The organism is Pseudomonas sp. X10, assembly GCF_054889225.1.
Genome location: NZ_CM142677.1, coordinates 2,058,130 through 2,084,006, shown reverse-complemented (window position 1 = coordinate 2,084,006; position 25,877 = coordinate 2,058,130). Strand labels below are relative to the sequence as shown.

Below are 25,877 nucleotides of genomic sequence, written 5' to 3'. Positions count from 1 at the left end.
CTGGCCAGCGCCTAGCCGTCCATTAGGATGACCTGACAGCCCTGCGACTAACGCGCCTTTCGTTTATACGCCAGCTCTACTAGGGTGATTACACATCCGCTTTCCACCCCAGGAGTGCAGCGCATGTCCAGAATCCTCTCTCTGATGTTCGCCGGGCTGGTCCTGTGCGCCAGCCAGGCGATGGCCGACACCCTCAAGATCAGCGTGATAGGCGCCGGCAACGTCGGCGGTACGCTTGGCACGCTATGGGCGAAGGCTGGGCACTCGGTGATGTTTTCGTCACGCCACCCCGAGGCGTTGACGGACCTGGTCAAGAGCGCCGGCCCCAATGCCCAGGCGGGTTCGGTGAGCGAGGCCGCGGCATGGGGCGATGTGATCGTGTTGAGTGTTCCCTACGGCGCAATGCCGGTGCTGTCGGAGCAGTTGAAGGGCAAGCTGGACGGCAGGGTGGTATTCAGCACCAGCAACCCCTTCAGCGGCCGTGATGGAGAAGTCGGGCGCAAGGCGCTGGATCAGGGCGTCGCCTTGGCAGACCAGGAGTATCTACCCGGCGCGCACCTGGTACGGGCGTTCAACGCCATAGGCTACGCCTCCATGAAAGACCAATCTGGCCAGAGCAAGGCGATTCCTACGTTCGCTGACGATGCCCAGGCTCGGGACCTGGGGGCGCGCTTGGTGCGCGACGCCGGATTCATCCCGGTATTTTTCCCGCTGGCGCGGGCTAACGACGGGTTGCCCGGCGGCCCGCTCAGTGGCGTTTGGAGTGAGGCCGAACTCAAGGACAAGCAGGGCCTTTAGCGCAACGTGACCAATCGCTATGGCACCTGCCCCGCTTTTCCCAACTCGCCGATCGTCTCCAGCCGCGCGCGCACGATGTTGCGGCTGACGAGGACTCAAGGCGTGGTGCGAGGTTCGAACAACTCGACGTCACGGGCGTCGACTTTCTTTGGCAACAGCCCCTGGCCGAAGAAGGCATCGGCGATCTGTTGCTGCTCGGCCAGGTTGTCCAGCTTCACAGCCTGCACATCGTAGCTACGGCGGGCGTTGGCCTGTTCCACGGTCTGGCCGTCGAGGTTGCCCCAGAGTGGCCCGAGCACCCTGGCTGCAGCCACGGGGTTGGCCTTGGTCCAGGCGCCGATCTCACGCAATGCCAGGTAGACCTGCTGCAGTACTTCGGGGTGGGCCTTGGCATAGTCGCTGCCAGCCAGGTAGTAACGCTGGTAGCTGGCAAGGCCGCTGCCATCGGCGAGGACCCGCGCCTGCTGCTGGCGCTGGGCACTGGCGACGTAGGGGTCCCAGGTGACCCAGGCGTCGACCTTGCCGTTCTCGAAAGCCGCACGGCCGTCGGCCGGTATCAGGTAGGCCGGGGTGATGTCCTTGAAGCTCAGGCCAGCCTTGGCCAGGGCCTGGATCAGCAGGTAATGGCTGCCGGCGGCCTTGGTCACCGCCACGCGCTTGCCCTTGAGGTCAGCCAGTGTGTGCAACGGCGAATCGGCTGGCACCAGGATGGCCTGGGCCGAAGGCGACGGGGCCTCGCGGGCGAAATAAGTCAACCGCGCCCCGGCCGCCTGGGTAAACACCGGCACGGTGTCGGCCACATCTGCCGACAGATCGACGTTGCCCAGGTTCAGCGCTTCGAGCAGGGGTAAACCACTGGGGAACTCATGCCAACTGACACGGATGCCCTGGCCGCCAAGGCGTTGTTCGAGGGTGCCGCGGGCCTTGAGCAGCGTCAGCAAGGTCGAGGACTTCTGATAGCCGATACGCAAGGTTTCTTCGGCCGAGGCAGTACCCGGCAGCACGCTGCCGATCAGGGTGACGAGCGCCAGCTGGCGCAGGCGGTGCAACAGGTTCATGGACAGGACTCCGGGTCAGGGTTGGGCGGCAAGCTTTTCATTGGCAGGAACGGTGAATCCGTTGGCGAAGGTCGGCGCCACGTCGAGGCGCTTACCGATCAGCCCGTGGGATTGGTAGAAGTCCGCCGTTTCCTGCTGTTCGACGACAGTCTTCGGATCGATCGCCTGCCAGCGCAATTGCCGACGCTCGAACTGCAACCGCGCCGCCTCTACCGGGAAACCGATGATGGACGCCAGGGTCTTCGAGTAACTGTCCAGATGCTGGTTGGCCCAGACCTGGGCATCGGCCAGGCGCACCAGGTAGTCCTGCAAGGCGGCACGCCGGGCGGGATCGGCGAGGGCTTTGTCGGTCGCGGCGAGGAAGCTGTTGCCAGTGGACAGGCCACGGCCATTGACCAGCACTCTGCCCTGGCCGCTCAACTCGGCCAGCGCGGTATAGGGTTCCCAAGTTGCCCAGGCGTCCACCGAGCCATTGGCCAAGGCCACCTTGGCATCCACCGGACCAAGAAAGCGCAACTCCACGTCCTTTTCGCTCAAGCCCGCCTGAGCCAGGGCCTTGAGCGCCAGATGGTGACCGATCGAGCCCTTGCCGGTAGCGATGCGCTTGCCCTTGAGGTCGCTGGCGTTGTGCAACGGCGCCTCCGGCCTGACCAGCAACGCCGTGCCGTAAGGGTCGGACTTGTCCACGGCGATCGCTTTGACTTGCGCGCCCGACGCCAGGACGAACAGCAACGGCGCATCGCCAATGATCCCCGCGTCGATGGCCCCGGCATTGAGCGCCTCGGCCAAGGGTGCCGCAGCGGGAAATTCCGCCCAGTGAATGTCGTAGGGCAAGTCACGCAGGGCATCGGCAGCCTCGAGCTGGGCGCGCATGTTGCCCTTCTGATCGCCGATGCGCAGCTCCAGGCGTTCGCTGGCCAGGGCCTGGCCGGTCAGCATCAGGGCGACACCCAGCGCCAGGATGCGAGTGAATGGGGGCATGTCGTGCTCCTCAAGGCCGTCCGTCATGGGGGCAGCCTGTTGTCTGGTGGGGACTATCCGTTGCGCCGCCATCGGCGCAGAGACGAAACAGGCCGGATACGCCATGGCGTTCCGGCCTGTTTCAGGAGACTCTATCGATTGCTCGTTAATTAATGAAATGCATTTTAGAAATATCCTAATATGCATTAATTATCTTATCCGGACTGAGCCTCCCCAAGGCCCTGCCAGTAGGGCACAGGTGATAACTCTCTTGCAGGTCCGCGGTCTTGCGGCGCCAGCAGCGACGAAATGCTTGGCAACCGTCCATCGAGTTCAAGAGAGGTGCCCTCATCCCCTCGGTCAGCAACCTGCCTGGCGGTACTTATGACTGGCATATGAGGGAGCCGCCCGGACCTATCGCATTTCGCGATCATTGCCCGCCACATTATCTATTGGTCAAAATAGCCACCCTCGCGCAAGCTGCGCTTGCCCTGCCATCCAAGGAGCCCCGCTTTGCCCCCAGCCTGGATTCCTGCGCCCTTGCGCCAATTGCGTGACCGCTTGCGCGGCGCAGCAACTGCTGACGATGAACTGTTGAAGTCCTTCCAGGCACGTGCGCAAGCTCGGGGCTATACCTTGAGTGCAGGCCAGTTGCAGGTGATCCGCTGCATGGCCGAGCAGCTCGCCGTGCTCAGCCAGGGCCGGGCGCGCAGCCTGTACCTCTACGGGGCGGTCGGGCGAGGCAAGAGCTGGTTGCTCGATGGTTTCTTCCAGGCGGTGCCGACCGCCGCCAAACGCCGCCTGCATTTCCATGACTTCTTTGCGCGCCTGCACCAAGGCATGTTCCGCCACCGTGCCGAGGACGATGCCATGGCCACGACTCTCGACGAGCTGCTCGCCGATTGCCGGGTACTGTGTTTCGACGAGTTCCATGTGCATGACATTGGCGACGCCACGCTGCTCACACGCCTGTTCGAAGCGCTGTTCGCCCGCGATATCTTTCTGCTGGTGACGTCCAACTACGCCCCGGAAGGGCTGCTGCCCAACCCGCTCTACCATGAACGCTTCCTGCCGGTGATCCGCCTGATCAACAGCCGCATGCAGGTGCTGGAGGTAAGTGGCGACACGGATTTTCGCAGCCTGCCGGGCAACAGCCCGCACCAGCGTTTCACCCACGGCCATTACCTCTGGCCGGGCGATCCTGTCCAGCGCACGGCCCTACAGGTGCCGGCGGAGCAACCCGTGCCCCTGCAGGTCGGCAAGCGCATCTTACAGTCCCGCTCAAGCCAGGGACGCGAGGTGATGTTCAGTTTCAGCGACCTCTGCGAGCAGCCCACCGCCGTGATCGACTACCTGGAACTGGCCAGGCGCTACGACCGCTGGATCATCGACGGACTGCCCGACCTGGCCGACTGCACCCTGGCTGCGCAGCAGCGCTTCGTCAACCTGGTGGACGTGCTGTATGACCAGGACAAGCAGTTGCTGGTGATCGCCGAGCAACCGCTGGAGGACGCCTTGGGCGGCGCGATCAGCGACCTGATGCGCACCCGCAGCCGCCTGGGCCAGTTGAAACGACTGGGCCCCGAGGCCTGCCCGGTCTGAAAGCCAATAGCAGGCCCCTGTGCTTAACGCCTCTGCCGCTCAGCCCGTGCGCGGTAGGTCCGCCAGCACTGCCTCGATCTCGCCCAGCACCGCCGGGTCATCCAAGGTCGAAGGCGCGACATAATCCTGCCGGTCGGCAATCTTGCGCAACACCGCGCGCAGGATCTTTCCCGAGCGGGTCTTGGGCAGGCGCTTGACCAGGCGCACACGGTTGAAACAGGCCAACGCACCGATCTGCTCGCGTACACGGGCCACCAACTCGGCCTGCAGCTGCTGCTCGCTGATGCCCTCGCCATCCTTGAGCACCACCAGGGCCAATGGCACCTGGCCCTTGATCTCGTCATGCACGCCGATCACCGCGCACTCTGCCACTGCCGGGTGGCAGGCCACCAAGTCCTCCATCTCGCCGGTGGACAGGCGATGGCCGGAGACGTTGATGACGTCATCGGTGCGCCCCATGATGTAGACGAAACCGTCGTCATCCAGGTACCCCCCGTCTCCGGTGTGGTAGTAACCCGGGTAGGTCCGCAGGTAGGCCTGCAGGTAGCGCTCGTGGTCGCCCCACAAGGTCTGGCTGCACCCCGGCGGCAATGGCAGGGCAATGACGATGGCGCCCTGCTGGTTCGGCCCCAGTGGCCGCCCTTCCTCGTCCAGCACCTGGACGTCGTAGCCCGGCACCGCCCGGTTGCTCGAACCCGGCCGCGCCGCGCTGCCCGCCAGGCCCACACAGGGCGCGGTGACTGGCCAGCCCGTCTCGGTCTGCCACCAATGATCGTGGACAGTCTTGCCGCTGGTGCTTTCCAGCCACTGGTGAGTGCTGGAGTCCAGCTTCTCGCCAGCGAGGAACAACTGGCGCAACGAACTGAGGTCATGGCCGCGCAGCAGTTCGCCGTCCGGGTCTTCCTTGCGGATAGCGCGCATGGCGGTCGGCGCGCAGAACAGGCCATTGACCCGGTACTGCTCGACCACCCGCCAGTAGGCGCCGGCGTCGGGCGTGCGGATCGGCTTGCCCTCGTAGAACACCGTGGTGCAACCGTTCATCAGCGGGCCATAGACTATCAGCGAATGGCCGACCACCCAGCCGACATCGGAAATCCCCCACCACACGTCCCCGGCCTGCATGCCATACACATGCTGCATGGCAAAGCGCAGGGCGACTGCGTTGCCGCCATTCTCGCGCACGATGCCCTTGGGTTTGCCGGTGGTGCCGGAGGTGTACATGATGTACAGCGGATCGCTCGCCAACAATTCGACCGGTTCGACCGCTTCGGCACCCGTCAGCGCCTGCTGCCAGTCCAGGTCGCGCCCGGCCTGCAGCGGGGCTTGGGCTTGGGGCCTCTGCAGTACCAACACATGGCGCGGCTGATGGAGGGCCAGTTGCAGCGCACGGTCGACCAGGGGCTTGTATTCGATCACCCGGTCGAACTCCAGGCCGCAGGAAGCGGTGAGCAACAACGTCGGGCGAGCGTCGTCGATGCGCAAGGCCAACTCGTTGGCGGCAAAGCCACCGAACACCACCGAATGCACCGCACCAATCCGCGCACAGGCCAGCATGGCCATAGCCGCTTGCGGCACCATGGGCATGTAGATGATCACCCCATCGCCTTTGCGTACCCCCAGTTGCCGGAGCAAACCGGCAAGGCGGGCCACCTCCTCGCGCAGTTGGTTGAAGGTGAAGCGCTGCTGGACACCGGTCACCGGCGAATCGTAGATCAAGGCGGTCTGCTCACCCCTGCCCTGTTCGATCTGGTGATCCAGGGCCAGGTAGCAGCTGTTGAGCCGCCCGTCGGCGAACCACTGGTGGGTGCCATCGGGATTGTTCTCGAGGATACGGGAAGGCTTGCGGTACCAGGCCAGGCCCTCGGCCTGCTCGGCCCAGAAGGCCGCGGGGTCGGCAATGGAGCGGGCGTAGCTGTGCTGATAGCTCATCGATCGGAACCCTGTCCTTGTTGTTATTGATAAAGGGCGAGCTTTGAGTATGGATCGCACGGGCCTTCCTGCCATGTGACTTAAGTCGCATGCCAGTGGTCGTTTGCCGGAACGCTTCGACATGGGCGTCGGCTGCGTGGAGCAAACACGCCCTCTTTCGGTGCAAAGTCTCTAGAATGGGCCACCTTCAGCCATAGAGCGTGCCCATGGATATCGATCAGGCCCGTACCTTTCTGGAAATCGTCCGCTGCGGCAGCCTGGTCGCGGCGGCTGAACGCCTGCATGTCTCGCAGACCGCCATCACCGCGCGGGTGCAGCGTCTTGAGCAGCAACTGGGTTGCCTGCTGTTCATCCGCAGCCGCAACGGCGCCAGCCTGACCAGCGATGGCGAGGCCTTCGTCATCTACGCCAACCAACTGGTACAGACCTGGGAAGCGGCTCGCCGCGACCTGCCGTTGCCGGAAGGCTGCCAGCAAGTGCTGCACATCGGCGGCGAAGTGAGCCTGGGCAATCCGATGGTGCTCGACTGGGTCAGCGCCTTGCACCATGAACTGCCCAGCCACGCTATCCGCAGCGAGGTGAGCGACGGCGAGTCGCTGTTGCGCAAGGTGGAAATGGGCCTACTCGATGCCGCACTGGTCTACCAGCCGACCTATGGCCCAGGCCTGCAGGTGGAGCAGTTGATGGAGGAGAAGCTGATCCGCGTGCGCCGGGTCGATCTACCCGAACCCTATATCTACATCGACTGGGGCGAAGCCTTCCGCCGCCAACATGACGCCGCCCTGCCCGACTGCGCGCGCCCGGCGCTGAGCTTCAACCTCGGGCCGCTGGCGCTGCAATTCATTCTCGATCATGGCGGCAGCGGCTACTTCCGTACCCGAGTGGTGCAGGCCTACCTCGATAGTGGTGTGTTCGAGCGCGTGCCACAGGCGCCGGAGTTCACCTACCCGACCTTCCTGGTCTACGCCCGCAAGCGCGACAGCGAAGCCTTGCAGCAAGCCTTCAGCGTGTTGCGCCGGCTGGTGGAGGCCGGCGCCAGTGATTGGTCACAACGCTGGGACCCGCTGATCTGACCGTGCGACAGCATTGAGCAGGTGACGCTTGAGGCCGGCGATCAGGTCGGTCTGGGTGACCACACCGACCAGACGGTCGCCCTCGAGCACCGGCAGGCAATGCAGGCCCTGCTCGCAGAGCAGCGGCAGCAGGCGCTCCAGCGGATGTTGGCTGCTGACACTGACCACCCGCCGGCTCATCACCTGCTCCATGTAGACCTTGTTGCGCCGGAACAACCCACGCCAACTGAAGCGCCCCCGCGCCATGGCCGGGCCGACCAGGTCGCTGAGGCTGACGATCCCCACCAGGCGCCCGCTGTCGAGCACCGGTAAGGTCTTGAGGTGATGGCCGGCGAGCATCTTCCAGGCCTGTTCCAAAGTCGTGCGCCTTGATGCGAACTGCACATCACGGGACATCACCGACGCCGCCGTGATCCCGCCGAGGCTGCGTTGCAGGGCATGCTGCTCGGTGGCCAGGATGATCCGTTCCAGTTCCTCGCGGGTGACGTCGACGAACTCGCCGATCTCCTCCAGGGCCTGGTCCAGGTCTTCGCTGTTCACCCCGACCCGCTCGCTGGGCAAGGGGTCGTGCGTATGGTGCAAGTCCTTGCGCGGTGCCGCCCCCTTGGGATAGCGCACCCCGGTCAGGCGGTTGTAGACCACCGCGACCGTTACCAGGATCAAGGCATTGAGCAAAACGGGCTGAAGCACATGATCACCCAGCGCCACCAGGCCGGAGTCAGCCAGCACCACGCTCACCGCCACACCGCCACCCGGGGGGTGCAGGCAACGCAACAGGCACATAACCAGGATCGACAACCCCAGCGCAGCAGCCGCGACCCACAGTTCGGCCCCAAAGCCGTGGCGCATGGCCAGGCCGATGACACCGGCGCAGGCGTAGCTGCCCAGGACCGGCCAGGGCTGCGCCAGCGGTCCGGAATGGACCGCGAACACCAGCACCGCCGAGGCGGCCAGCGGCCCAAGCAGGTGCAGAGCCACCGAGCTGCCAAAGGCCATGGCGCACAGCCAACCGGCCAGGAACAGACCGAGCAAGGCACCAACACCAGCACGCAACCATTCTTTCGGAGGGATATTCAGGGACGCCGGCAACAGACGCTGCAAACGGCTTTCGGAACGAGGGGATGACATCGGGCGATCGACTTACCTGGTGAAAAAGAAAGCCCAGCCGAACCGGCCTGGGCCTTGTATTGCCATAGGCAATAGCGCAAGGGGCTCCGTCCGTGGAGATGGAAACCGGAAGGGTTCGTGGGAGCGATTGTGCCGGGCCCGGTGGCACTGCCGCCAATTCAAAAAAATGCGCCTGGGCTGCAATTTTTTTGCAGCCTGGCCGCTGTCAGCCACCTTTGCGTGGCAGCTCCAGGCTGACCCGCAGGCCGCCCAACGGGCTTTGCAGTAAGGACAGGCGCCCGCCCCAGGCGTCGACGATATCGCGCACGATGCCCAGCCCGAGGCCATGGCCATCGACCTGCTCGTCAAGTCGCGTGCCGCGCTCGAGCACTTGCTGGCGGGCGTCTTCGGGTATGCCTGGGCCGTCGTCGTCGACCCATAGGTGATAGCCCTCCGGCGTCGGCGCGATCCCTAGGCGCACCTCGCTGTCGGCCCATTTACACGCGTTGTCCAGCAGGTTGCCGAGCAGTTCCAGCAGGTCTTCACGGTCCCAGGGCAGGAACAGCCCAGGCGGCACCTCCTGCACCAGCAGCAGACCCTCGCCGTGGATCATGCCCAGGGTCTCCAGCAGCCCCGGCAGTTCGGCATCACAGTCGAACTGCGCGCCGGGCAGCGCGTCGCCGGCCAGGCGCGCGCGATTGAGCTCGCGCTCCAGGCGCTGCTGGATCTGCTCCAGTTGCTCACGCAGTTGCGCACGCACCTCGGGCAGGTCCTTGAGGCGCTCGCTGGAAGCCAGGCTGAGCAGGACCGCCAGCGGCGTTTTGAGGGCATGCCCAAGGTTGCCCAGGGCGTTGCGCGAGCGGCGCAGGCTGTCCTCGGTATGCGCCAGCAGATGGTTGATCTGCGCCACCAGCGGTTCCAGCTCACTGGGCACCTGGGTGTCCAGTTGCGAGCGCTGGCCCTGCTGCAACTGGGCGATCTGCTGGCGTGCCCGCTCCAGCGGGCGTAGAGAGCGGGTCACGGTGATGCGCTGCAGCACCAGGATCAACACTAACGCGACCAGGCCCAGGCCGAGGCCGATTTGCTGCACGCGCCGGAACCCCTCGCGCACCGGCGAGTAATCCTGGGCCACGCTGATGGAAATGGCCTGGCCCAGGCGTCGATAGTCGGCCCGCAGCACCAGCAGTTGCTGGCCCTCGGGCCCCAGCTCTAGGCCATCTTCCAGCCCGGGCTCGGCCGGGCGCGGCATGTCCAGATCCCACAACGAACGCGAGCGCCAACTGCCATTATCGAAGTCTATCCGGAAGTAGTAGCCGGAGAACGGCCGCTGGTAGGCCGAGGACAATCGCCGCTCATCCAGCTGGATGCCTGACGGGCCGCGCACCAGGGCCACCAGCAGGTTCTCGCTTTCCTTGCGCAGGCCCGCCTCCAGGTAACGCTGCAGGCCGACTTCGAACAACCACAGGCTCAGTTGTGCCAGGGCCAGGCCCACGACCACCAGTACCGCGATCAGGCCAAGACTCAAGCGTGCCTGGATCGACTTCACCCGGCGCTCCCGGCGTAGCGATAGCCCTGCCCGCGGCGGGTCTCGATGACACTGCGACCCAGCTTGCGCCGCAAGTGATTGACGTGGACTTCGAGCACATTGGAATCGCGCTCGGTCTCACCGTCATAGAGGTGTTCGGCCAGGTGACTCTTGGACAGGATCTGCTGCGGGTGGAGCATGAAGTAGCGCAGCAGGCGAAACTCGGCGGCGGTCAGCTGGATATCGACGCCATCGCGGGTTACGCATTGGCGGCCTTCGTCCAGGTGCAGGCCGGCGGCCTCGAGGGTCGGCTGGTTGGCCAGGCCACGCGCACGGCGCAGCAACGCCTGGATACGCAGTTGCAGTTCTTCAGGGTGAAAGGGTTTGCTCAGGTAGTCATCGGCACCGGCCTTGAGCCCTTCGATGCGCTCGGCCCAAGAACCGCGTGCGGTGAGGATCAAGACCGGCGTGACCAGGCCAGCGGCGCGCCACTGCCCCAGCACCTCCAGCCCCGGCAAGCCAGGCAGGCCCAGGTCGAGGATGATCAGGTCATAGGGCTCGCTCTGGCCCTGGTACACCGCGTCGCGGCCATCGGCCAGCCAGTCCACGGCATAGCCTTGGCGTTGCAGGCTGGCAGTCAGTTCGTCGGCCAGGGGAACATTGTCCTCGACCAGTAGCAAGCGCATTCAGTCGTCTTCCTCGTCTTTGAGCAAGGCCCCGGTGCTGGCGTCGAGCTTGATCTCGCGCACCACGCCGGCGGGGGTCAGCAGTTCGACCTCGTACTCATAGCGGTCATCGTCCTCTTCCAGCTCCGCCTCCAGCAACCGCGCCCCGGGATAACGGCCCAGGGCGGATTCCAGCAATTGTTCGAGCGGCAGGATGATGCCCTGGCGCCGCAGCTCAAGGGCTTCATCCTGGTCGAGGTCACGGGCCATTGCCAGTGCAGAGCAGGCCAACAGCGCAAGAAGCAAGTATCGCGCTGTTCGCGGGAAATGGCCCATCAGTTATCCCGTTCGTCCTTGAGGACTTCACCGGTCTTGGCGTCCAGGTCCACGTCCCACTCGACGTTCTGGGCGTCGCGCAGCTCGACCTTGTAGATGTAGCGGCCGTATTCGTTTTCCAGTTCGGTATCGGTGACGGTGGAGCCCGGGTGCTTGGCCACGGCGGCGGCCTTGAGCTCTTCCAGCGACTTGATGGTCTTTTCGTTGACCAGCTTGATCGCTTCATCAAGCTGGACATCCTTGGCCAGGGCGATATTGGCGCCGAAGGCCAGGGTGGCGGCGGTGAACAGGGCAGTCAAAGTCTTCATGGGTTCTCTCCATCGAGATGGTCAAGTTGTCTACGGGGTTAAGATTACCCCCTGGTTCTTAACTCAAGCTGAAAACAATTGGCACCATGATAGCCCAGCCGCGACGGCCAAGGTCCTCTATAATCAGGCGCTTGTCGTCAGCGAGGCCCGCATGAGCGCCATCCATATCAAGTACCCTGCCCTAACCCTGAAAGCCGGCAAGCGCGCCTTCGAACAGATCCGCGAACGCGGTCTACAGGCCGCCGATGTCGGCGTGTTGCCGGGCGCCGCGGGTGGCCCGAAACCCTTGGGCATCCAGGGCCTGGACCTGGCGCTGTTCGGCGAGTGGCTACCGTTCGCGCCGCGCCAGCGCGCGCTGATCGGCGCCTCGATCGGCTCCTGGCGCTTCGCCAGCGCCTGCCTGGAAGACCCCACCGCCGGCATCTGCCGCCTCGGTGAACTGTACACCGAACAGGACTTCGCCAAAGGCGTGACCCCGGCCGAAGTCAGCCGCAGTTGCCAGCGCATGCTCGACGACCTGCTGCAGGGCCGTGACGGGCAAATCCTCGCCAACCCGTTCTATCGCTTGAACATCATGGTGGTGAAGAGCCGTGGCCTGCTCGCCCACGACCACCGTGGCCGCCTGGGCATGGGATTGTCCTCGGTGATCGCCAGCAACCTGCTCGGCCGCCCACGCCTGGCGCGGCACTTCGAGCGGATCATCCTGCACGACGCACGCTCGGCGCCGCCACTGGACGCACTGACCGATTTCCCGTCACGCTGCCTGCCCCTTGACCTGGCCAACCTGCGCCAGGCCCTGCTCGCCTCCGGCTCCATCCCCATGGTGATGGAGGGCGTGCGCGACATCCCCGGCGCGGGTGCCGGCACCTATCGCGATGGCGGCTTGCTCGACTACCACCTGGACTTGCCCTACAGCGGCGATGACCTGGTGCTCTACCCGCACTTCACCGACAAGGTGGTGCCCGGCTGGTTCGACAAAGCCCTGCCGTGGCGCCGGGGCGACGCCACGCGCCTGCAGAACGTGCTGCTGATGACGCCGTCGCCGCAATACCTGGCCACGCTGCCCTATGGCAAGCTGCCGGACCGCAATGACTTCAAGCGCTTCATGGGCGATGCCGCCACACGTAAACGCTACTGGTACAAGGCAATCGCAGAAAGCCAGCGCCTGGGCGACGAGCTGCTGGAGCTGATCGCCACCGGGCGGCTGCACGAGCATCTGCAACCGCTGTAGCGGCCTGCTGGTAGGACAGTTGGCGGAACTCAAACATGGGGCCTTACCAGGCCAATGCGTACCGGCCTGCGACTGCTCCTACTCCAGCTGAAATTGAGATTGCGGCTACGTACCAGATGGCGACAAACAAAGGTCCATCATTCACGCATGCGATGGTATATACCATCGCTGCGAGCGAGCCGGACAGAATGCCAGAGATCGCTCCGGCGGAAGAAAGCCGTGTCGGAATGCCCCTACGTAGCCCCGCCAGGATGAATATGAGGCCAGGCAGGGCTGCAGCGACGATGACTCCGACACAGAGCGGAGCGGAAAATTGTCGCTCTCCCAGCAGCGGGAAACCCGAACGGTCAAAGATTACGCCAGCGAGAAGGAATAGAACGCCTGGGAGCAAAGCTCGGACCGGCCTTACTGCAACCCCCGGGATTCCACATGCACGAACGAGAATGATACCTCCCCAGACGAGCAGGGCCATCGCCACAACCTTGAATTGAAACACCCATGTCGTCAGCATTGCGAATAGGTCAGGACGCACCCCCGATAGGCCGATGACCACGAGCAAGGCTCCAACCAGAGACAGCATCAGGCTCAATCCTAAGGCTCGGTCAAAAGGCATGACTGCATGATTCTTTATGGCAGTCTGACCAGCCTGAGCAGATAACTGATGGATAAGCTCATCCGTCCGCATGATCTCTTTCTCCTTATTCACACGCGCCATTTTCGTTATCCCTTTGCCGTTGCCATCAATCTCTTCAATGCTCGATGGAAAGCGACTCTTACTGCGCCCTCCTTCATGCCCAGTTGGGTAGCAGCTTCGCGCGGAGACGCCCCATCAACGCCAATCGCTCGGGCAACCGACTGCTGTGCCGGGGGCAGTTCGGAGAGCAGACCTTCTACATCAACACTGGATGTAGCGAGGGAATTTTGGTCGAAGGCTTGCAGGGAAGACCATTGCTCGTCGTCAATGTCCACTCTGCCACGCGCCTCCTTTCGGAGGCGCCTCGCAGCATCAATGATCTTGTAGCGTGCAATGGCGTTTAACCATGGCAAGAGAGGCCGCTCGGGATCCCATTGATTGCGCCTTGTGTGAATAGCGATCAATACGTCCTGCACCACGTCCTCGGCTTCAGCAGAGTTCAGTCCGAAGGTGCTCAACCGATACCTGACAGTTCGCCGCAGGTGTACCGACAGCTCCCGAAGGAAATGCTCGTACGCAGAACGATCACCTGACCGCTCTTTGCGCATGGCCATCGCCCAAGCGCTCTCTTGCTCTTGCGATTCCACACCCAATGCTCCGCCCTCACGCTCGCATCATATAAACTTGGTTCCACATCGTGGGTGACTTCTGATCAAACCCCGCCGCGGCTTCAAGGAGATCAGGTTAACCTTGCTCCATGGAATCCAATAATGTGCACGAATTCGCACCCTGCCATCACCGATGTGTCTCCGCTCAGCGCGGTTGCTTCCCTGCGGCCGCTAGAATCAAATCAGCGATCTCTTTCGGATGCGAAACCAGAGAAAGATGACCTGATTCAATTTCAACTGTCGTTGCATTCATGCGCTTGGCGAGGAATCGCTGCAGATCAGGTGAAGTCGTATTGTCGTTCTTTGAGACTGCGTACCAGGATGGCTTGCTGCGCCAGGCAGCGGTAGTGGTTCTGTCGGAAAACAGAGTTGCTGCGATTGGCTGTTGTACAGCGAAGAGCGTTTTCGCTTTCTCAGCAGGTACGCCATCTGCGAAAAAGCTCAGAAAAGCATCCTCGCCAACAGTCAAGAAGCCGTCGTGTTCCTCAACCCCAGCGCGAACCGGCATCGTCGGAAACTTGCCGGCAAGAGCCGTGAAGTCCTCGCCAGCATCAGGTGCACGTGCTGCAACATAGACCAGGCCTGTTACCCTCGAGTCACCGCCCACTTCAGTGATGACGTTCCCCGCATAGGAATGCCCCACGAGAACCGTGGGTCCGTCCAGCGATGAAAGAGCCCGCTTGGCCGCGGCGGCGTCGTCAGAGAGCGAAGTCAAGGGATTCTGGACCGATATGACCTTCAACCCGGCCGCCCTGAGGTAGGGGATGACATCCGCCCAACTGGAGCCATCAGCCCAGGCCCCGTGGACAAGAACAACACTCTTTGCCTCAATGGGTGCCACATCCTGTGCGAAGGCAGTCCCTGTAAAGATAGAGAGCATCAACCCAAAGGCCAATGCAATGGCGGAAATTAGTGTTTTCATGCAAGTCCTCCCGAATGGAACAAAGCAAAGCGCTTCACCATGTCTATTCGGCAAACGGACCGATTTGTTACACCCGTAGGAACTTTATTACTGCCTGCTATCCTGTCCAGACTTTGGAGGGGCATACCATGGTCACGGACAAACTCACTCTATCGCTACTCTCCCGGCTGGCTGATGCTCAGCTGGCATTGGCCACGTCGATGAAGGGGGTCACTGCTGGCACGGGATATCCAGCACAATCGCTCAACAGGATTTCTGAAGCATTGGAGGTAATCGAAGCAGCCCTGGTCGAAATCGGCCGTTTCAGCTCCGGCAGCAATTCGGACAGCCACGCCAAGCTACACTGATCTGGTCGAGCTCTCTCCCCTTCTTTGCGCTCGGCATTAGCCCGCTTCGGCGGGCTTTTTAATACATGGGCGCCTGGTTATTCCTTTCGCGGCAGCGCCTGACCGGACGACCGTCTATCGCAGAATCAGGGAGGGCACTTTCCCAAAACAGGTTAAGATAGGGCCAAACTCCGTCGTCTGGCGCCAGTCGGACATCACACAGTGGATGACCTCTTTTCCCCCAACGACGGCCAATCAGTACATTGAGCAGTACACTGAAACACCAGATTCCGCTCAAGCCCTTACCTCATCAGCATTACAGGTCCACTTGTGGAAATCTTCAAAGAGTTTACTTTCGAGTCAGCCCACCGCCTGCCCAACGTCCCCGCCGGACACAAGTGCGGGCGCCTGCATGGCCATTCATTCAAGGTCGCCTTGCACCTGACCGGCCCGCTCGACCCGCACACCGGCTGGATCCGTGACTTCGCCGAAATCAAGGCAGTGTTCAAACCAATCTACGAGCAGTTGGACCACAACTACCTGAACGACATCCCCGGCCTGGAAAACCCCACCAGCGAAGTCATCGCCAAGTGGATCTGGGACCAGGTCAAACCGCTATTGCCGGAGTTGTCCAAGGTGCGTATCCACGAGACCTGCACCAGTGGTTGCGAGTACAGCGGCGACTGAGCACCGCTGACGCCTGCCCTCTCGGCTGGGCAGGCGCTTTTCGATCAGCGCACGCTGGACGGTGCCTTCAGCCCCGGGTGCGGCGGAACCACCGCATTGACGATCTGCAACGTCAGCTTGCCGCGTTTGCCTTTCTGGTCATTCAAATAGGCGCGACCTTTCTCAAGCTGGCGTCGGACCGTCCGCCCGGATGGGCTGACGAGTACCAGGTCGGTATGCAGGTCTCCCTCGCTCAAACCCTCGGGTTCAAGCCCTTCGATACCCCATAATGACGTACCGGAGCCTGCAGGGTAGTAGCTGAGGGGCGCTGTTTCGATCTCAGGAAGCGGGTTATCTGGCACTATCACTCCGACATCCGGAATCGGATCAGGCAAATGCAAGACGAGTCGAGACGGGACCGAAAGCGGAGAGGTTCCTGCCGGCAGATTCGTTGCGTACATGCCAAGATAGCCGCCATTGCTCATGCCCATCTGATACTCCAGTTCCGGCCAGCGGTCACTGTTTTCGCCCACATAGGCCGGCCTGATCTCATACGCATAGGCATCGCCGAAGCGAAACACACCAAACCAGAAGTGCTCGCAGTAGATCCTCGGACGCTGGCCCGGAAAGAGACGGTAGATATGCGATTGCACCTCGTCGGGATGGTAGTCCCGACCTGACATGATCCATCCATCGTCGCCATTCCAGTCATTGAACTCGACCCAAAGCGGCTTGACCAGGTCGCCTGAATACTTCCACTCCCGCCCCCCGATGTTGGCGTCAGTGAACTGCCAGTAACACTTGGCATTGAAGGACAGAAGGGGTTGGAACACAAACTCGCTCATGGGACGCTCCCGCATCATTGATGGAGGAGAGACCCTAGTGTGGCAGTGCCACGACCAGCAGCAGGAAACGCCCTACCCCAAGGCGTCCTTCAGAAAGCCTGGGGCAATGTAGCGCTGATAATGCGCCTCGGAAAGCAGGAAGAATTCGCGGTCGATGGCATCGCGCAGTTGCGGCAGCTCCCAGTCGCGGAACTCCGGCAGCAAGACCATGCCGTAGGCTTCCAGGTCGCGGATCACCCGCGCACCACGGGCGATCAGCTGGTAGGCCCAGCAATATTCGGACTGATGGGGCAGGAAGCGGATCGCCCGCTGCTCCAACTGCTGGCGTAGGCACGCCGGGTCGAAGACCTCCAGCTTGGCCTCCATCACTTGCACCAGCAATGTCTCCAGGCGCAGCCAGACAGCGCGTTTTTCCTCTTCGCTGTAACCGTTCCAGCGGATCACTTCGTGGTGGAAGCGCTTGCAGCCGCGACACACCAGATCCCCGTAGACAGTGGAACAGAGGCCGACACAAGGGGTTTTGATTGACTGATTGGACATGGAAAAACAACGGCTTGGCGGTGGTACAGGTGCCCATGTTAGCCCTTTGTCTAACGGGGGTCACTCGTTAAAGTCATCACGTGTGCCTTACCTTTATCCTCGTTTTACCGTAGAATCATCCCGCCTTTTCGAAGGCAGCAATGTCCGTTAGAAGCTGTTTTCAAAGCGTCACGAGCACAGTTCATCCGGTAGAACGGCGTTGGCTCGAAACAAACGCAGCGTTTGTTTCGAGCCAGCCCTCATCAGCCCTCCGTTCTACAGGCGTAAAACTTTGAAAGCAGCTTCTGTAAGGATTTCCTGCAACCCTGGCTGGGCGGCCCAAGAAGCCGTATTGCGCATGGGTGCTGGAATTTCTGGATGAGCGTCCCGGACACCCATTTGGGACCACTGATGAGGGTAATAACTGTGCTTGAAGCCTACCGCAAACACATCGAAGAGCGTGCCGCCCAGGGTATCGTGCCCCAGCCGCTTAACGCCGAACAAACCGCAGGCCTGGTCGAGCTGCTGAAGACCCCCCCAGCTGGCGAAGAAGCCGTCCTCGTCGACCTGATCACCAATCGCGTTCCACCAGGAGTGGACGAAGCCGCCTACGTCAAGGCCGGTTTCCTCTCCGCCGTCGCCAAGGGCGAAGCCTCCTCCCCGCTGATCGACAAGAAGCGCGCCGTCGAGCTGCTGGGCACCATGCAGGGCGGCTACAACATCGCCACCCTGGTCGAGCTGCTGGATGACGCCGAACTGGGCACTGTCGCCGCCGAACAGCTCAAGCATACCCTGCTGATGTTCGATGCCTTCCACGACGTGGCCGAGAAGGCCAAGGCCGGCAACGCCAACGCCAAGGCCGTCCTCGAGTCCTGGGCTGCCGGTGAATGGTTCACCAGCCGACCAGCCATCGCCGACAAGTACAGCCTGACCGTGTTCAAGGTGCCGGGCGAAACCAACACCGACGACCTGTCCCCTGCCCCGGACGCCTGGTCGCGCCCTGACATCCCGCTGCACGCCCTGGCCATGCTGAAGATGGCTCGTGATGGCATCGTACCTGAGCAGCAAGGCGCCATCGGCCCACTCAAGCAGATCGAAGAAGTGAAGGCCAAGGGCTTCCCGGTCGCCTACGTCGGCGACGTGGTCGGCACCGGCTCCTCGCGTAAATCCGCCACTAACTCGGTGCTGTGGTTCTTTGGTGACGACATCCCTTACGTCCCGAACAAGCGCGCCGGTGGCTTCTGCTTCGGCTCCAAGATCGCCCCAATCTTCTACAACACCATGGAAGACGCCGGCGCCCTGCCGATCGAGTTCGACGTATCGAACCTGAACATGGGCGACGTGATCGACGTCTACCCGCACGCTGGCAAAGTCTGCAAGCACGGCACCGACGAAGTCATCACCACCTTCGAACTGAAGACCCCGGTGCTGCTCGACGAAGTCCGCGCTGGCGGCCGTATCCCGCTGATCGTCGGCCGTGGCCTGACCGAGAAGGCGCGTGCCGAACTGGGCCTTGGCGCGACCGATCTGTTCAAGCTGCCTGAAGCTCCGGTCGACACTGGCAAGGGCTACACCCTGGCACAGAAGATGGTCGGCAAGGCCTGCGGCCTGCCGGAAGGCAAAGGCGTGCGTCCAGGCACCTACTGCGAACCGAAGATGACCACCGTCGGCTCCCAGGACACCACTGGCCCGATGACCCGCGACGAGCTGAAAGACCTGGCCTGCCTGGGCTTCTCCGCCGACTTGGTCATGCAGTCGTTCTGCCACACCGCGGCCTATCCAAAGCCGATCGACGTCACCACCCACCACACCCTGCCGGATTTCATCCGCACCCGTGGCGGCGTGTCCCTGCGTCCAGGCGACGGCATCATCCACAGCTGGCTGAACCGCATGCTGCTGCCTGACACCGTCGGCACCGGCGGCGACTCGCACACCCGCTTCCCAATCGGCATCTCCTTCCCGGCCGGTTCCGGCCTGGTCGCCTTCGCCGCTGCCACCGGCGTCATGCCGCTGGACATGCCGGAGTCGGTACTGGTGCGTTTCAAGGGCAAACTGCAACCAGGCATCACCCTGCGCGACCTGGTCCATGCCATCCCTTACTACGCCATCCAGAAGGGCCTGCTGACCGTCGAGAAGAAAGGCAAGAAGAACATCTTCTCTGGCCGCATCCTCGAGATCGAAGGCCTGGACGAGCTGACTGTCGAGCAGGCGTTCGAGCTGTCCGACGCCTCGGCCGAGCGTTCCGCTGCCGGCTGCACCATCAAGCTGCCGGAAGCTGCCATCGCCGAGTACCTGAAGTCCAACATCACCCTGCTGCGCTGGATGATCAGCGAAGGCTACGGCGATGCCCGTACCATGGAGCGCCGCGCGCAAGCCATGGAAGCCTGGCTGGCCAACCCTGTGCTGCTGGCCGCCGACAAGGACGCCGAGTACGCCGAAATCATCGAGATCGACCTGGCCGAGGTCAAGGAGCCTGTGCTCTGCGCACCGAATGACCCGGACGACGCCCGCCTGCTGTCCTCGGTACAGGGCGAGAAGATCGACGAAGTGTTCATCGGTTCGTGCATGACCAACATCGGTCACTTCCGCGCTGCCGGCAAGCTACTGGACAAGGTCAAGGGCTCGATCCCGACCCGTCTGTGGCTGTCGCCTCCCACCAAGATGGACGCTCACCAGCTGACCGAAGAAGGCTACTACGGCATCTACGGCAAGGCTGGCGCGCGCATGGAAATGCCGGGCTGCTCGCTGTGCATGGGTAACCAGGCACGTGTAGCGGCGAACTCGACCGTCGTGTCGACTTCGACCCGTAACTTCCCGAACCGCCTGGGCGATGGCGCCAACGTCTACCTGGCCTCCGCCGAACTGGCTGCAGTCGCGTCCATTATGGGCAAACTGCCGACCGTCGAGGAGTACATGGAGTACGCCAAGAACATCGACAGCATGGCTGCCGACGTTTACCGCTACCTGAGCTTTGACCAGATCGCCGAGTTCCGCGAAGCGGCTGCGAACGCTCAGATCCCTGTGGTCCAGGCGTAAGCGCGTGAGCTGCAAGCCTTAAGCGGCAGTAGCAAGAAAAAGCCCCGGCAGAGATGCCGGGGCTTTTTCTTATGGCGCTGGAGATCCCGCGCCGCAGCGTCAGATCACGAACAAATCCACGAACCTATGCACTGGCGTCGCTTCGAGCCGTGCCTGCTCCTTGCATAACGCGAAGATCTCGGCGCAGCGTTGCCCAGCGAAACGCGTCGCCAGGTTGGCCTTGAATTTCTCTTCCAGCAGCGGGATGCCCTCTGCCCGCCGGCGTCGATGGCCAATGGGGTACTCCACCGTCACCTGTCCGGTGCTCGTACCGTCGTTGAAGAACACCTGCACGGCATTGGCGATGGAGCGCTTGTCAGCCTCCAGGTACTCACGGGTGAAGCGGGGGTCTTCGACGATTTCCATCTTTTCACGCAGGCGGTCGATGACCGGGTGAGCAGCATGGAAGTCGTCTTCATAGTGCTCCGCGACCAGAGTGCCGAACACCAGCGGCACGGCGGTCATGTACTGGAGGCAATGGTCCCGGTCGGCAGCATTGGCCAGTGGGCCGACCTTGGAGATGATGCGGATCGCCGACTCATGGGTGGTGATAACGATGCGCTCGATCTCATGGAGTCGGTTGCGCACCTGCGGATGCAATGTCACCGCTGCCTCGCAAGCCGTCTGGGCATGAAACTCGGCCGGGAAGCTGATCTTGAACAGCACGTTCTCCATGACATAGCTGGCAAACGGTTGCGGCAGGCTGAACGCCCGCTGCCCAGCGGGTTTGAGCGCCAGGTCCTTGTTGGTATGGCTGAACAACACATCGTAGAAGCCCCACTGGGGCGCAGTGAGTACACCGGGGATGCCCATCTCGCCACGCAGGGCGATATCGGCCAGGCGCACGCCGCGGCTGGAAGCGTCGCCTGCCGCCCAGGACTTGCGCGAGCCAGCATTGGGTGCGTGACGATAGGTGCGCAGAGCCTGGCCATCGACGAAAGCGTGAGACAACGCTGAGAGCAGTTGCTCACGGTTGGCGCCCATCAGCTTGGCGCAGACCGCCGTGGAGGCGACCTTGACCAGCAGCACATGGTCCAGGCCAACGCGGTTGAAGGCGTTTTCCAGGGCCAACACGCCCTGGATCTCGTGCGCCATGACCATAGCCTCGAGCACGCTGCGCATGCTCAGGGGAGCGTCGCCGTTGGCCACCTGTTTCTGCGACAGGTGATCGGCGACCGCAAGGATGCCGCCAAGGTTGTCCGAAGGATGGCCCCACTCCGCCGCCAGCCAGGTGTCGTTGTAGTCCAGCCAGCGCACGATACAACCGATATCCCAAGCCGCCTTGACCGGATCGAGGCGGTAGCTGGTGCCCGGCACCCGCGCCCCATGAGGCACCACGGTGCCCTCCACCAGCGGCCCCAGGTGCTTGCTGCACTCAGGGAAACGCAACGCCAGCAGGCCGCAGCCCAGGGTGTCCATCAGACAGTTGCGCGCCGTGTCCAGCGCCTCGGCCGACTCGACCCGGTATTCGAGCACATAGTCGGCGATGGTCTGCAGTACCCGGTCGTAGTCCGGGCGTTCATTCAGATCAACGTTGGCACTCATCTCACATCTCCCTGTTGCCGTGGTTAACAACAGAACCGAGCACCGCTAGCGACTAGAAGGCATCACCGGGCACACGTACCCAGCCCTCCATCAGTACGCGAGCGCTGCGGCTCATGATCGCTTTGGTTACTGTCCATTCACCGCCTACCTGGCGTGCCTCGGCGCCGACCCGCAACGTCCCGGAGGGATGGCCAAAACGCACGGCACTGCGCCCTCCCCCACCGGCGGCGAGGTTTACCAGAGTGCCGGGGATGGCGGCAGCGGTGCCGATGGCCACGGCGGCAGTGCCCATCATGGCATGGTGCAATTTGCCCATGGACAAGGCGCGTACCAACAGGTCGATGTCGCTGGCTTGCACAGCCTTGCCGCTGGAGGCGACATAGCTGGCCGGCGCCGCGACAAAGGCGACCTTGGGCGTGTGCTGGCGCTTGGCGGCTTCATCAATGTGCTCGATCAACCCCATGCGCACCGCACCATGGGCGCGGATGGTCTCGAAGCGGGCCAGGGCCTCGGGGTCGCTGTTGATCGCATCCTGCAGCTCGGTGCCGCTGTAGCCGAGGTCGGCGGCATTGATGAAGATAGTCGGGATGCCGGCATTGATCAGGGTCGCCTTGAGAGTGCCGACACCCGGCACCACCAGGTCATCAACCAGGTTGCCGGTGGGGAACATCGCCCCGCCAGCACCATCCTCATCGGCAGCCGGATCGAGGAACTCCAGTTGCACCTCGGCCGCCGGGAAGGTCACGCCATCCAGCTCGAAGTCACCGGTTTCCTGCACCTCACCGTTGCTGATCGGCACATGGGCGATGATGGTCTTGCCGATGTTGGCCTGCCAGATGCGCACAGTGGCAATGCCGTCCCGGGGAATACGATCGGCGTCGACCAGGCCGGCGCTGATGGCAAAGGAACCGACCGCCGCCGAGAGATTGCCGCAGTTGCCGCTCCAGTCGACGAAGGCCTTGTCGATGGAGACTTGGCCGAACAAGTAGTCGACGTCATGCCCCGGCTTGATACTGCGCGACAGGATCACGGTCTTGCTGGTGCTGGACGTGGCGCCGCCCATGCCATCGATCTGCTTGCCGTAGGGATCGGGGCTGCCGATCACCCGCAACAGCAGGGCATCACGGGCCGCGCCGGGGAGTTGGGCGCGTTCGGGCAGGTCTTGCAGGCGGAAGAACACGCCTTTGCTGGTGCCACCGCGGATGTAGGTCGCGGGGATCTTTACTTGCGGTACATGTGCCATGGTTTTGTCCTGTTATCCAACGCCCCCTATAGGAGCGGTCTTACCCGCGATTGCGTCAGCAGGGTCGAAATCGTTGCCGAGTCCGACGCCTCGCTGGCAAGCCCTTACCCACAAGGTGGTGCGCTATCGCATTTAAGCAGTCGCCTCGAGGAAATCCTGGGCAAAGCGTTGCAACACCCCGCCCGCCTCGTAGATCGACACTTCCTCGGCGGTGTCCAGACGGCAGGTCACCGGCACATCGAGCCGCTCGCCATTCTTGCGGGTGATCACCAGGGTCAGGGTCGCCCGCGGCGTGCGCTCGCCGAGCACATCGAAGGTCTCGCTGCCGTCGATGCCCAGGGTCTTGCGGTTGACACCCGGTTTGAATTCCAGCGGCAGCACACCCATGCCCACCAGGTTGGTGCGGTGGATACGCTCGAAGCCTTCGGCGACGATTGCCTCGACCCCGGCCAGGCGCACACCCTTGGCCGCCCAGTCACGGGACGAGCCCTGGCCGTAGTCGGCGCCGGCAACGATGATCAGCGGCTGCTTGCGCTCCATGTAGGTCTCGATAGCCTCCCACATGCGGGTGACCTTGCCTTCCGGCTCGATCCGCGCCAGCGATCCCTGCTTGACCTTGCCATCTTCCACGACCATTTCGTTGAACAGCTTGGGGTTGGCGAAAGTGGCGCGTTGCGCGGTCAGGTGGTCGCCCCTGTGGGTCGCGTAGGAGTTGAAGTCCTCCTCCGGCAAGCCCATCTTCGCCAAGTACTCGCCCGCCGCGCTGCTGGCCAGGATGGCGTTGGACGGCGACAGGTGGTCGGTGGTGATGTTATCCGGCAACACCGCCAACGGGCGCATGCCTTTGAGGCTACGCTCGCCAGCCAGCGCGCCTTCCCAGTACGGTGGGCGCCGGATGTAGGTGCTCATCGGACGCCATTCGTACAGTGGCGCGACCTTCGGCCCGGTGTCTTCCTGCACGGCGAACATCGGAATGTAGACCTTGCGGAACTGCTCGGGCTTGACGGCCGCCTTGACCACGGCGTCGATCTCTTCGTCGCTCGGCCAGATGTCCTTGAGGCGGATCTCCTTGCCATCGACCACGCCCAGCACGTCCTTCTCGATGTCGAAACGGATGGTCCCGGCAATGGCGTAGGCCACCACCAGCGGCGGCGAGGCCAGAAAGGCCTGCTTGGCGTAGGGGTGGATGCGCCCGTCAAAGTTGCGGTTACCCGAAAGCACGGCAGTGGCATACAGGTCGCGGTCGATGATCTCCTGCTGGATCACCGGGTCGAGCGCACCGGACATACCGTTGCAGGTGGTGCAGGCGAAGGCGACGATGCCAAAGCCCATCTGCTCCAGCTCGCGGGTCAGGCCGGCTTCATCCAGGTACAGGGCCACAGCCTTGGAGCCGGGCGCCAGGGACGACTTGACCCAGGGTTTGCGGGCCAGGCCAAGCTTGTTGGCATTGCGCGCCAGCAAGCCAGCGGCGATCACGTTGCGCGGGTTGCTGGTGTTGGTACAGCTGGTGATGGCAGCGATGATCACCGCGCCGTCGGGCATCTGCCCCGGCACCTCCTCCCAGGCCCCGGCGATGCCCTTGGCCGCCAGGTCGCTGGTGGCCACGCGGGCATGTGGGTTCGACGGGCCGGCCATGTTACGCACCACGCCAGACAGGTCGAAACGCAGCACCCGCTCGTAGTCGGCATTGGCCAGGCTGTCGGCCCAGAGGCCGGCGACCTTGGCGTAGGTCTCGACCAGCTTGACCTGCTGGTCTTCGCGACCGGTCAGCTTGAGGTAATCGATGGTCTGCTGGTCGATGGCGAACATGGCGGCCGTGGCGCCGTATTCGGGAGCCATGTTGGAAATGGTCGCGCGGTCGCCCAGAGTCAGGGCACGAGCGCCTTCACCATGGAACTCCAGGTAGGCGCCGACCACCCGCTCCTTGCGCAGGAACTCGGTCAGGGCCAGCACCAGGTCGGTGGCGGTGATACCGGGCTGGAGCTTGCCGGTCAGCTCGACGCCGACAATCTCCGGCAGGCGCATCCAGGACGCGCGGCCGAGCATGACGTTCTCCGCCTCCAAGCCACCGACGCCGATGGCAATCACGCCCAGGGCATCCACATGCGGGGTGTGGCTGTCGGTGCCGACGCAAGTGTCGGGATAGGCCACGCCACGGTCGCTGTGGATCACCGGCGACATCTTCTCCAGGTTGATCTGGTGCATGATGCCGTTGCCCGGCTGGATCACATCGACGTTCTTGAACGCCTTCTTGGTCCAGTTGATGAAATGGAAGCGGTCTTCGTTGCGGCGATCTTCGATGGCGCGGTTCTTCTCGAAAGCCTGCGGATCGAAACCACCGCACTCCACAGCCAGCGAATGGTCGACGATCAGTTGCACCGGCACCACCGGGTTGACCTGGGCCGGGTCGCCACCCTTGTCGGCGATGGCGTCACGCAGGCCGGCCAGGTCGACCAAAGCGGTCTGGCCGAGGATGTCGTGGCAGACCACGCGGGCCGGAAACCAGGGGAAGTCCAGGTCGCGCTTGCGTTCGATCAATTGCTCCAGCGAGGCCGTGAGGGTCGCCGGGTCGCAACGGCGCACCAAATTCTCGGCCAATACGCGCGAGGTGTAGGGCAACCGCTCATAAGCGCCGGGCTCGATCGCCTCGACGGCCGCGCGGGCGTCGAAGTAGTCCAGGTCGGTGCCTGGCAGGTTCTTGCGGAATTCTGTGTTCATAGTGGAATCAGGCTCGGTCACAGTAATCGGAAGGCTTGCGCCTCCCTTGTAGGAGCAGGCTTGCCCGCGAAAGCGTCAGCCCCAACAACAGAGGCGCTCCTGTGGACGCAATCGAGAACCGGCC

The 25,877-nt window shown here is 63.0% G+C and carries 24 protein-coding genes; 8 read left to right on the top strand and 16 right to left on the bottom strand.

What is annotated here, in order from left to right; all coding sequences use genetic code 11:
• Positions 1 to 123 precede the first annotated feature (123 nt).
• Positions 124 to 798, top strand: coding sequence for an NADPH-dependent F420 reductase (locus tag ACYU03_RS09610; RefSeq protein WP_461890107.1), 675 nt, complete (start codon positions 124 to 126; stop codon positions 796 to 798).
• A 95-nt stretch (positions 799 to 893) separates the two neighbouring features.
• On the opposite strand, the gene ACYU03_RS09605 is transcribed toward ACYU03_RS09610, so the two are convergent.
• Entirely contained in the window at positions 894 to 1,856 is a 963-nt protein-coding gene (locus tag ACYU03_RS09605) for an aliphatic sulfonate ABC transporter substrate-binding protein (protein ID WP_461890105.1), read from the bottom strand.
• Between the two features lie 15 nt (positions 1,857 to 1,871).
• Entirely contained in the window at positions 1,872 to 2,837 is a 966-nt protein-coding gene (locus tag ACYU03_RS09600; protein WP_461890103.1) for an ABC transporter substrate-binding protein, read from the bottom strand.
• A 492-nt stretch (positions 2,838 to 3,329) separates the two neighbouring features.
• On the opposite strand from ACYU03_RS09600, the gene zapE reads away from it, so the two are divergent.
• Complete coding sequence (gene zapE, locus ACYU03_RS09595) at positions 3,330 to 4,418, top strand: cell division protein ZapE (RefSeq protein ID WP_461890101.1); 1,089 nt, start codon at positions 3,330 to 3,332, stop codon at positions 4,416 to 4,418.
• A gap of 39 nt (positions 4,419 to 4,457) precedes the next feature.
• On the opposite strand, the gene ACYU03_RS09590 is transcribed toward zapE, so the two are convergent.
• A complete protein-coding gene (locus ACYU03_RS09590) occupies positions 4,458 to 6,347 on the bottom strand; it encodes a propionyl-CoA synthetase (protein WP_461890099.1) in 1,890 nt (629 codons plus the stop codon).
• A 206-nt stretch (positions 6,348 to 6,553) separates the two neighbouring features.
• On the opposite strand from ACYU03_RS09590, the gene ACYU03_RS09585 reads away from it, so the two are divergent.
• Positions 6,554 to 7,420: a LysR family transcriptional regulator gene (locus ACYU03_RS09585; RefSeq protein WP_461890097.1), complete on the top strand. Its 867-nt coding sequence runs from the start codon at positions 6,554 to 6,556 to the stop codon at positions 7,418 to 7,420.
• On the opposite strand, the gene ACYU03_RS09580 is transcribed toward ACYU03_RS09585, so the two are convergent.
• The 5 genes from ACYU03_RS09580 to ACYU03_RS09560 all read right to left on the bottom strand — a co-directional run bounded on the left by ACYU03_RS09580 (position 7,394) and on the right by ACYU03_RS09560 (position 11,361).
• A complete protein-coding gene (locus ACYU03_RS09580; protein WP_461890095.1) occupies positions 7,394 to 8,548 on the bottom strand; it encodes an HPP family protein in 1,155 nt (384 codons plus the stop codon). The two genes, ACYU03_RS09585 and ACYU03_RS09580, sit on opposite strands and share 27 nt — an antisense overlap.
• Positions 8,549 to 8,753: 205 nt before the next feature.
• Entirely contained in the window at positions 8,754 to 10,073 is a 1,320-nt protein-coding gene (locus ACYU03_RS09575) for a sensor histidine kinase (protein WP_461890093.1), read from the bottom strand.
• Positions 10,070 to 10,738 carry a response regulator transcription factor gene (locus ACYU03_RS09570; protein ID WP_461890091.1) on the bottom strand — a complete coding sequence of 223 codons (669 nt, stop codon included), beginning with the start codon at positions 10,736 to 10,738 and terminating at the stop codon, positions 10,070 to 10,072. Before ACYU03_RS09570 ends, ACYU03_RS09575 begins: the two co-directional genes overlap by 4 nt.
• On the bottom strand, positions 10,739 to 11,053 hold the full coding sequence (locus tag ACYU03_RS09565) for a PepSY domain-containing protein (RefSeq protein WP_461890089.1): 315 nt from the start codon (positions 11,051 to 11,053) through the stop codon (positions 10,739 to 10,741).
• Positions 11,053 to 11,361 carry a PepSY domain-containing protein gene (locus ACYU03_RS09560; protein WP_461890087.1) on the bottom strand — a complete coding sequence of 103 codons (309 nt, stop codon included), beginning with the start codon at positions 11,359 to 11,361 and terminating at the stop codon, positions 11,053 to 11,055. Before ACYU03_RS09560 ends, ACYU03_RS09565 begins: the two co-directional genes overlap by 1 nt.
• Positions 11,362 to 11,512: 151 nt before the next feature.
• Here ACYU03_RS09560 and ACYU03_RS09555 point away from each other — a divergent pair, with 151 nt between their 5' ends.
• Positions 11,513 to 12,592: a patatin-like phospholipase domain-containing protein gene (locus tag ACYU03_RS09555; RefSeq protein ID WP_461890085.1), complete on the top strand. Its 1,080-nt coding sequence runs from the start codon at positions 11,513 to 11,515 to the stop codon at positions 12,590 to 12,592.
• A 43-nt stretch (positions 12,593 to 12,635) separates the two neighbouring features.
• Here ACYU03_RS09555 and ACYU03_RS09550 read toward each other — a convergent pair whose 3' ends face one another.
• The 3 genes from ACYU03_RS09550 to ACYU03_RS09540 form a co-directional block, all read right to left on the bottom strand.
• Entirely contained in the window at positions 12,636 to 13,307 is a 672-nt protein-coding gene (locus ACYU03_RS09550; protein WP_461890083.1) for an NrsF family protein, read from the bottom strand.
• 5 nt (positions 13,308 to 13,312) lie between these two features.
• Entirely contained in the window at positions 13,313 to 13,873 is a 561-nt protein-coding gene (locus ACYU03_RS09545) for a sigma-70 family RNA polymerase sigma factor (protein ID WP_461890081.1), read from the bottom strand.
• 166 nt (positions 13,874 to 14,039) lie between these two features.
• Entirely contained in the window at positions 14,040 to 14,816 is a 777-nt protein-coding gene (locus ACYU03_RS09540) for an alpha/beta fold hydrolase (RefSeq protein ID WP_461890079.1), read from the bottom strand.
• 128 nt (positions 14,817 to 14,944) lie between these two features.
• On the opposite strand from ACYU03_RS09540, the gene ACYU03_RS09535 reads away from it, so the two are divergent.
• The 3 genes from ACYU03_RS09535 to queD all read left to right on the top strand — a co-directional run bounded on the left by ACYU03_RS09535 (position 14,945) and on the right by queD (position 15,829).
• Positions 14,945 to 15,163: a hypothetical protein gene (locus ACYU03_RS09535; RefSeq protein ID WP_461890077.1), complete on the top strand. Its 219-nt coding sequence runs from the start codon at positions 14,945 to 14,947 to the stop codon at positions 15,161 to 15,163.
• A gap of 61 nt (positions 15,164 to 15,224) precedes the next feature.
• On the top strand, positions 15,225 to 15,587 hold the full coding sequence (locus tag ACYU03_RS09530) for a helix-turn-helix transcriptional regulator (RefSeq protein WP_461891432.1): 363 nt from the start codon (positions 15,225 to 15,227) through the stop codon (positions 15,585 to 15,587).
• Positions 15,473 to 15,829, top strand: a complete 357-nt coding sequence (gene queD, locus ACYU03_RS09525) for a 6-carboxytetrahydropterin synthase QueD (RefSeq protein ID WP_213660417.1) — start codon at positions 15,473 to 15,475, stop codon at positions 15,827 to 15,829. The genes ACYU03_RS09530 and queD overlap by 115 nt, the downstream gene beginning before the upstream one ends.
• A gap of 44 nt (positions 15,830 to 15,873) precedes the next feature.
• Here the strand turns inward: queD and ACYU03_RS09520 are convergent, their stop codons facing one another.
• On the bottom strand, positions 15,874 to 16,653 hold the full coding sequence (locus tag ACYU03_RS09520) for a hypothetical protein (RefSeq protein WP_461890074.1): 780 nt from the start codon (positions 16,651 to 16,653) through the stop codon (positions 15,874 to 15,876).
• A 72-nt stretch (positions 16,654 to 16,725) separates the two neighbouring features.
• Complete coding sequence (locus ACYU03_RS09515) at positions 16,726 to 17,193, bottom strand: DUF1289 domain-containing protein (RefSeq protein ID WP_461890072.1); 468 nt, start codon at positions 17,191 to 17,193, stop codon at positions 16,726 to 16,728.
• 405 nt (positions 17,194 to 17,598) lie between these two features.
• On the opposite strand from ACYU03_RS09515, the gene acnB reads away from it, so the two are divergent.
• Positions 17,599 to 20,208, top strand: a complete 2,610-nt coding sequence (gene acnB, locus ACYU03_RS09510) for a bifunctional aconitate hydratase 2/2-methylisocitrate dehydratase (protein WP_461891431.1) — start codon at positions 17,599 to 17,601, stop codon at positions 20,206 to 20,208.
• Positions 20,209 to 20,307: 99 nt separating this feature from the next.
• Here acnB and prpD read toward each other — a convergent pair whose 3' ends face one another.
• From prpD to acnD, 3 genes are all read right to left on the bottom strand, one after another.
• Complete coding sequence (prpD, locus tag ACYU03_RS09505; RefSeq protein WP_461890070.1) at positions 20,308 to 21,792, bottom strand: 2-methylcitrate dehydratase; 1,485 nt, start codon at positions 21,790 to 21,792, stop codon at positions 20,308 to 20,310.
• A gap of 52 nt (positions 21,793 to 21,844) precedes the next feature.
• Complete coding sequence (gene prpF / locus ACYU03_RS09500) at positions 21,845 to 23,035, bottom strand: 2-methylaconitate cis-trans isomerase PrpF (RefSeq protein ID WP_461890068.1); 1,191 nt, start codon at positions 23,033 to 23,035, stop codon at positions 21,845 to 21,847.
• Between the two features lie 132 nt (positions 23,036 to 23,167).
• The gene (gene acnD, locus ACYU03_RS09495; protein WP_461890066.1) at positions 23,168 to 25,753 is read right to left on the bottom strand and encodes a Fe/S-dependent 2-methylisocitrate dehydratase AcnD; all 2,586 of its coding nucleotides are present in this window, start codon (positions 25,751 to 25,753) and stop codon (positions 23,168 to 23,170) included.
• Positions 25,754 to 25,877 lie beyond the last annotated feature (124 nt).

Coding starts and splice junctions, on each gene's coding strand:
- ACYU03_RS09570 (WP_461890091.1), bottom strand. CDS start 10,738: ATGCGCTTGCTACTGGTCGAGGACAATGTTCCCCTGGCCGACGAACTG.
- ACYU03_RS09565 (WP_461890089.1), bottom strand. CDS start 11,053: ATGGGCCATTTCCCGCGAACAGCGCGATACTTGCTTCTTGCGCTGTTG.
- prpF (WP_461890068.1), bottom strand. CDS start 23,035: ATGGCACATGTACCGCAAGTAAAGATCCCCGCGACCTACATCCGCGGT.
- prpD (WP_461890070.1), bottom strand. CDS start 21,792: ATGAGTGCCAACGTTGATCTGAATGAACGCCCGGACTACGACCGGGTA.
- ACYU03_RS09580 (WP_461890095.1), bottom strand. CDS start 8,548: ATGTCATCCCCTCGTTCCGAAAGCCGTTTGCAGCGTCTGTTGCCGGCG.
- ACYU03_RS09520 (WP_461890074.1), bottom strand. CDS start 16,653: ATGAGCGAGTTTGTGTTCCAACCCCTTCTGTCCTTCAATGCCAAGTGT.
- ACYU03_RS09600 (WP_461890103.1), bottom strand. CDS start 2,837: ATGCCCCCATTCACTCGCATCCTGGCGCTGGGTGTCGCCCTGATGCTG.
- ACYU03_RS09590 (WP_461890099.1), bottom strand. CDS start 6,347: ATGAGCTATCAGCACAGCTACGCCCGCTCCATTGCCGACCCCGCGGCC.
- ACYU03_RS09515 (WP_461890072.1), bottom strand. CDS start 17,193: ATGTCCAATCAGTCAATCAAAACCCCTTGTGTCGGCCTCTGTTCCACT.
- ACYU03_RS09540 (WP_461890079.1), bottom strand. CDS start 14,816: ATGAAAACACTAATTTCCGCCATTGCATTGGCCTTTGGGTTGATGCTC.
- ACYU03_RS09585 (WP_461890097.1), top strand. CDS start 6,554: ATGGATATCGATCAGGCCCGTACCTTTCTGGAAATCGTCCGCTGCGGC.
- ACYU03_RS09610 (WP_461890107.1), top strand. CDS start 124: ATGTCCAGAATCCTCTCTCTGATGTTCGCCGGGCTGGTCCTGTGCGCC.
- ACYU03_RS09550 (WP_461890083.1), bottom strand. CDS start 13,307: ATGGCGCGTGTGAATAAGGAGAAAGAGATCATGCGGACGGATGAGCTT.
- ACYU03_RS09555 (WP_461890085.1), top strand. CDS start 11,513: ATGAGCGCCATCCATATCAAGTACCCTGCCCTAACCCTGAAAGCCGGC.
- ACYU03_RS09535 (WP_461890077.1), top strand. CDS start 14,945: ATGGTCACGGACAAACTCACTCTATCGCTACTCTCCCGGCTGGCTGAT.
- ACYU03_RS09605 (WP_461890105.1), bottom strand. CDS start 1,856: ATGAACCTGTTGCACCGCCTGCGCCAGCTGGCGCTCGTCACCCTGATC.
- acnD (WP_461890066.1), bottom strand. CDS start 25,753: ATGAACACAGAATTCCGCAAGAACCTGCCAGGCACCGACCTGGACTAC.
- ACYU03_RS09560 (WP_461890087.1), bottom strand. CDS start 11,361: ATGAAGACTTTGACTGCCCTGTTCACCGCCGCCACCCTGGCCTTCGGC.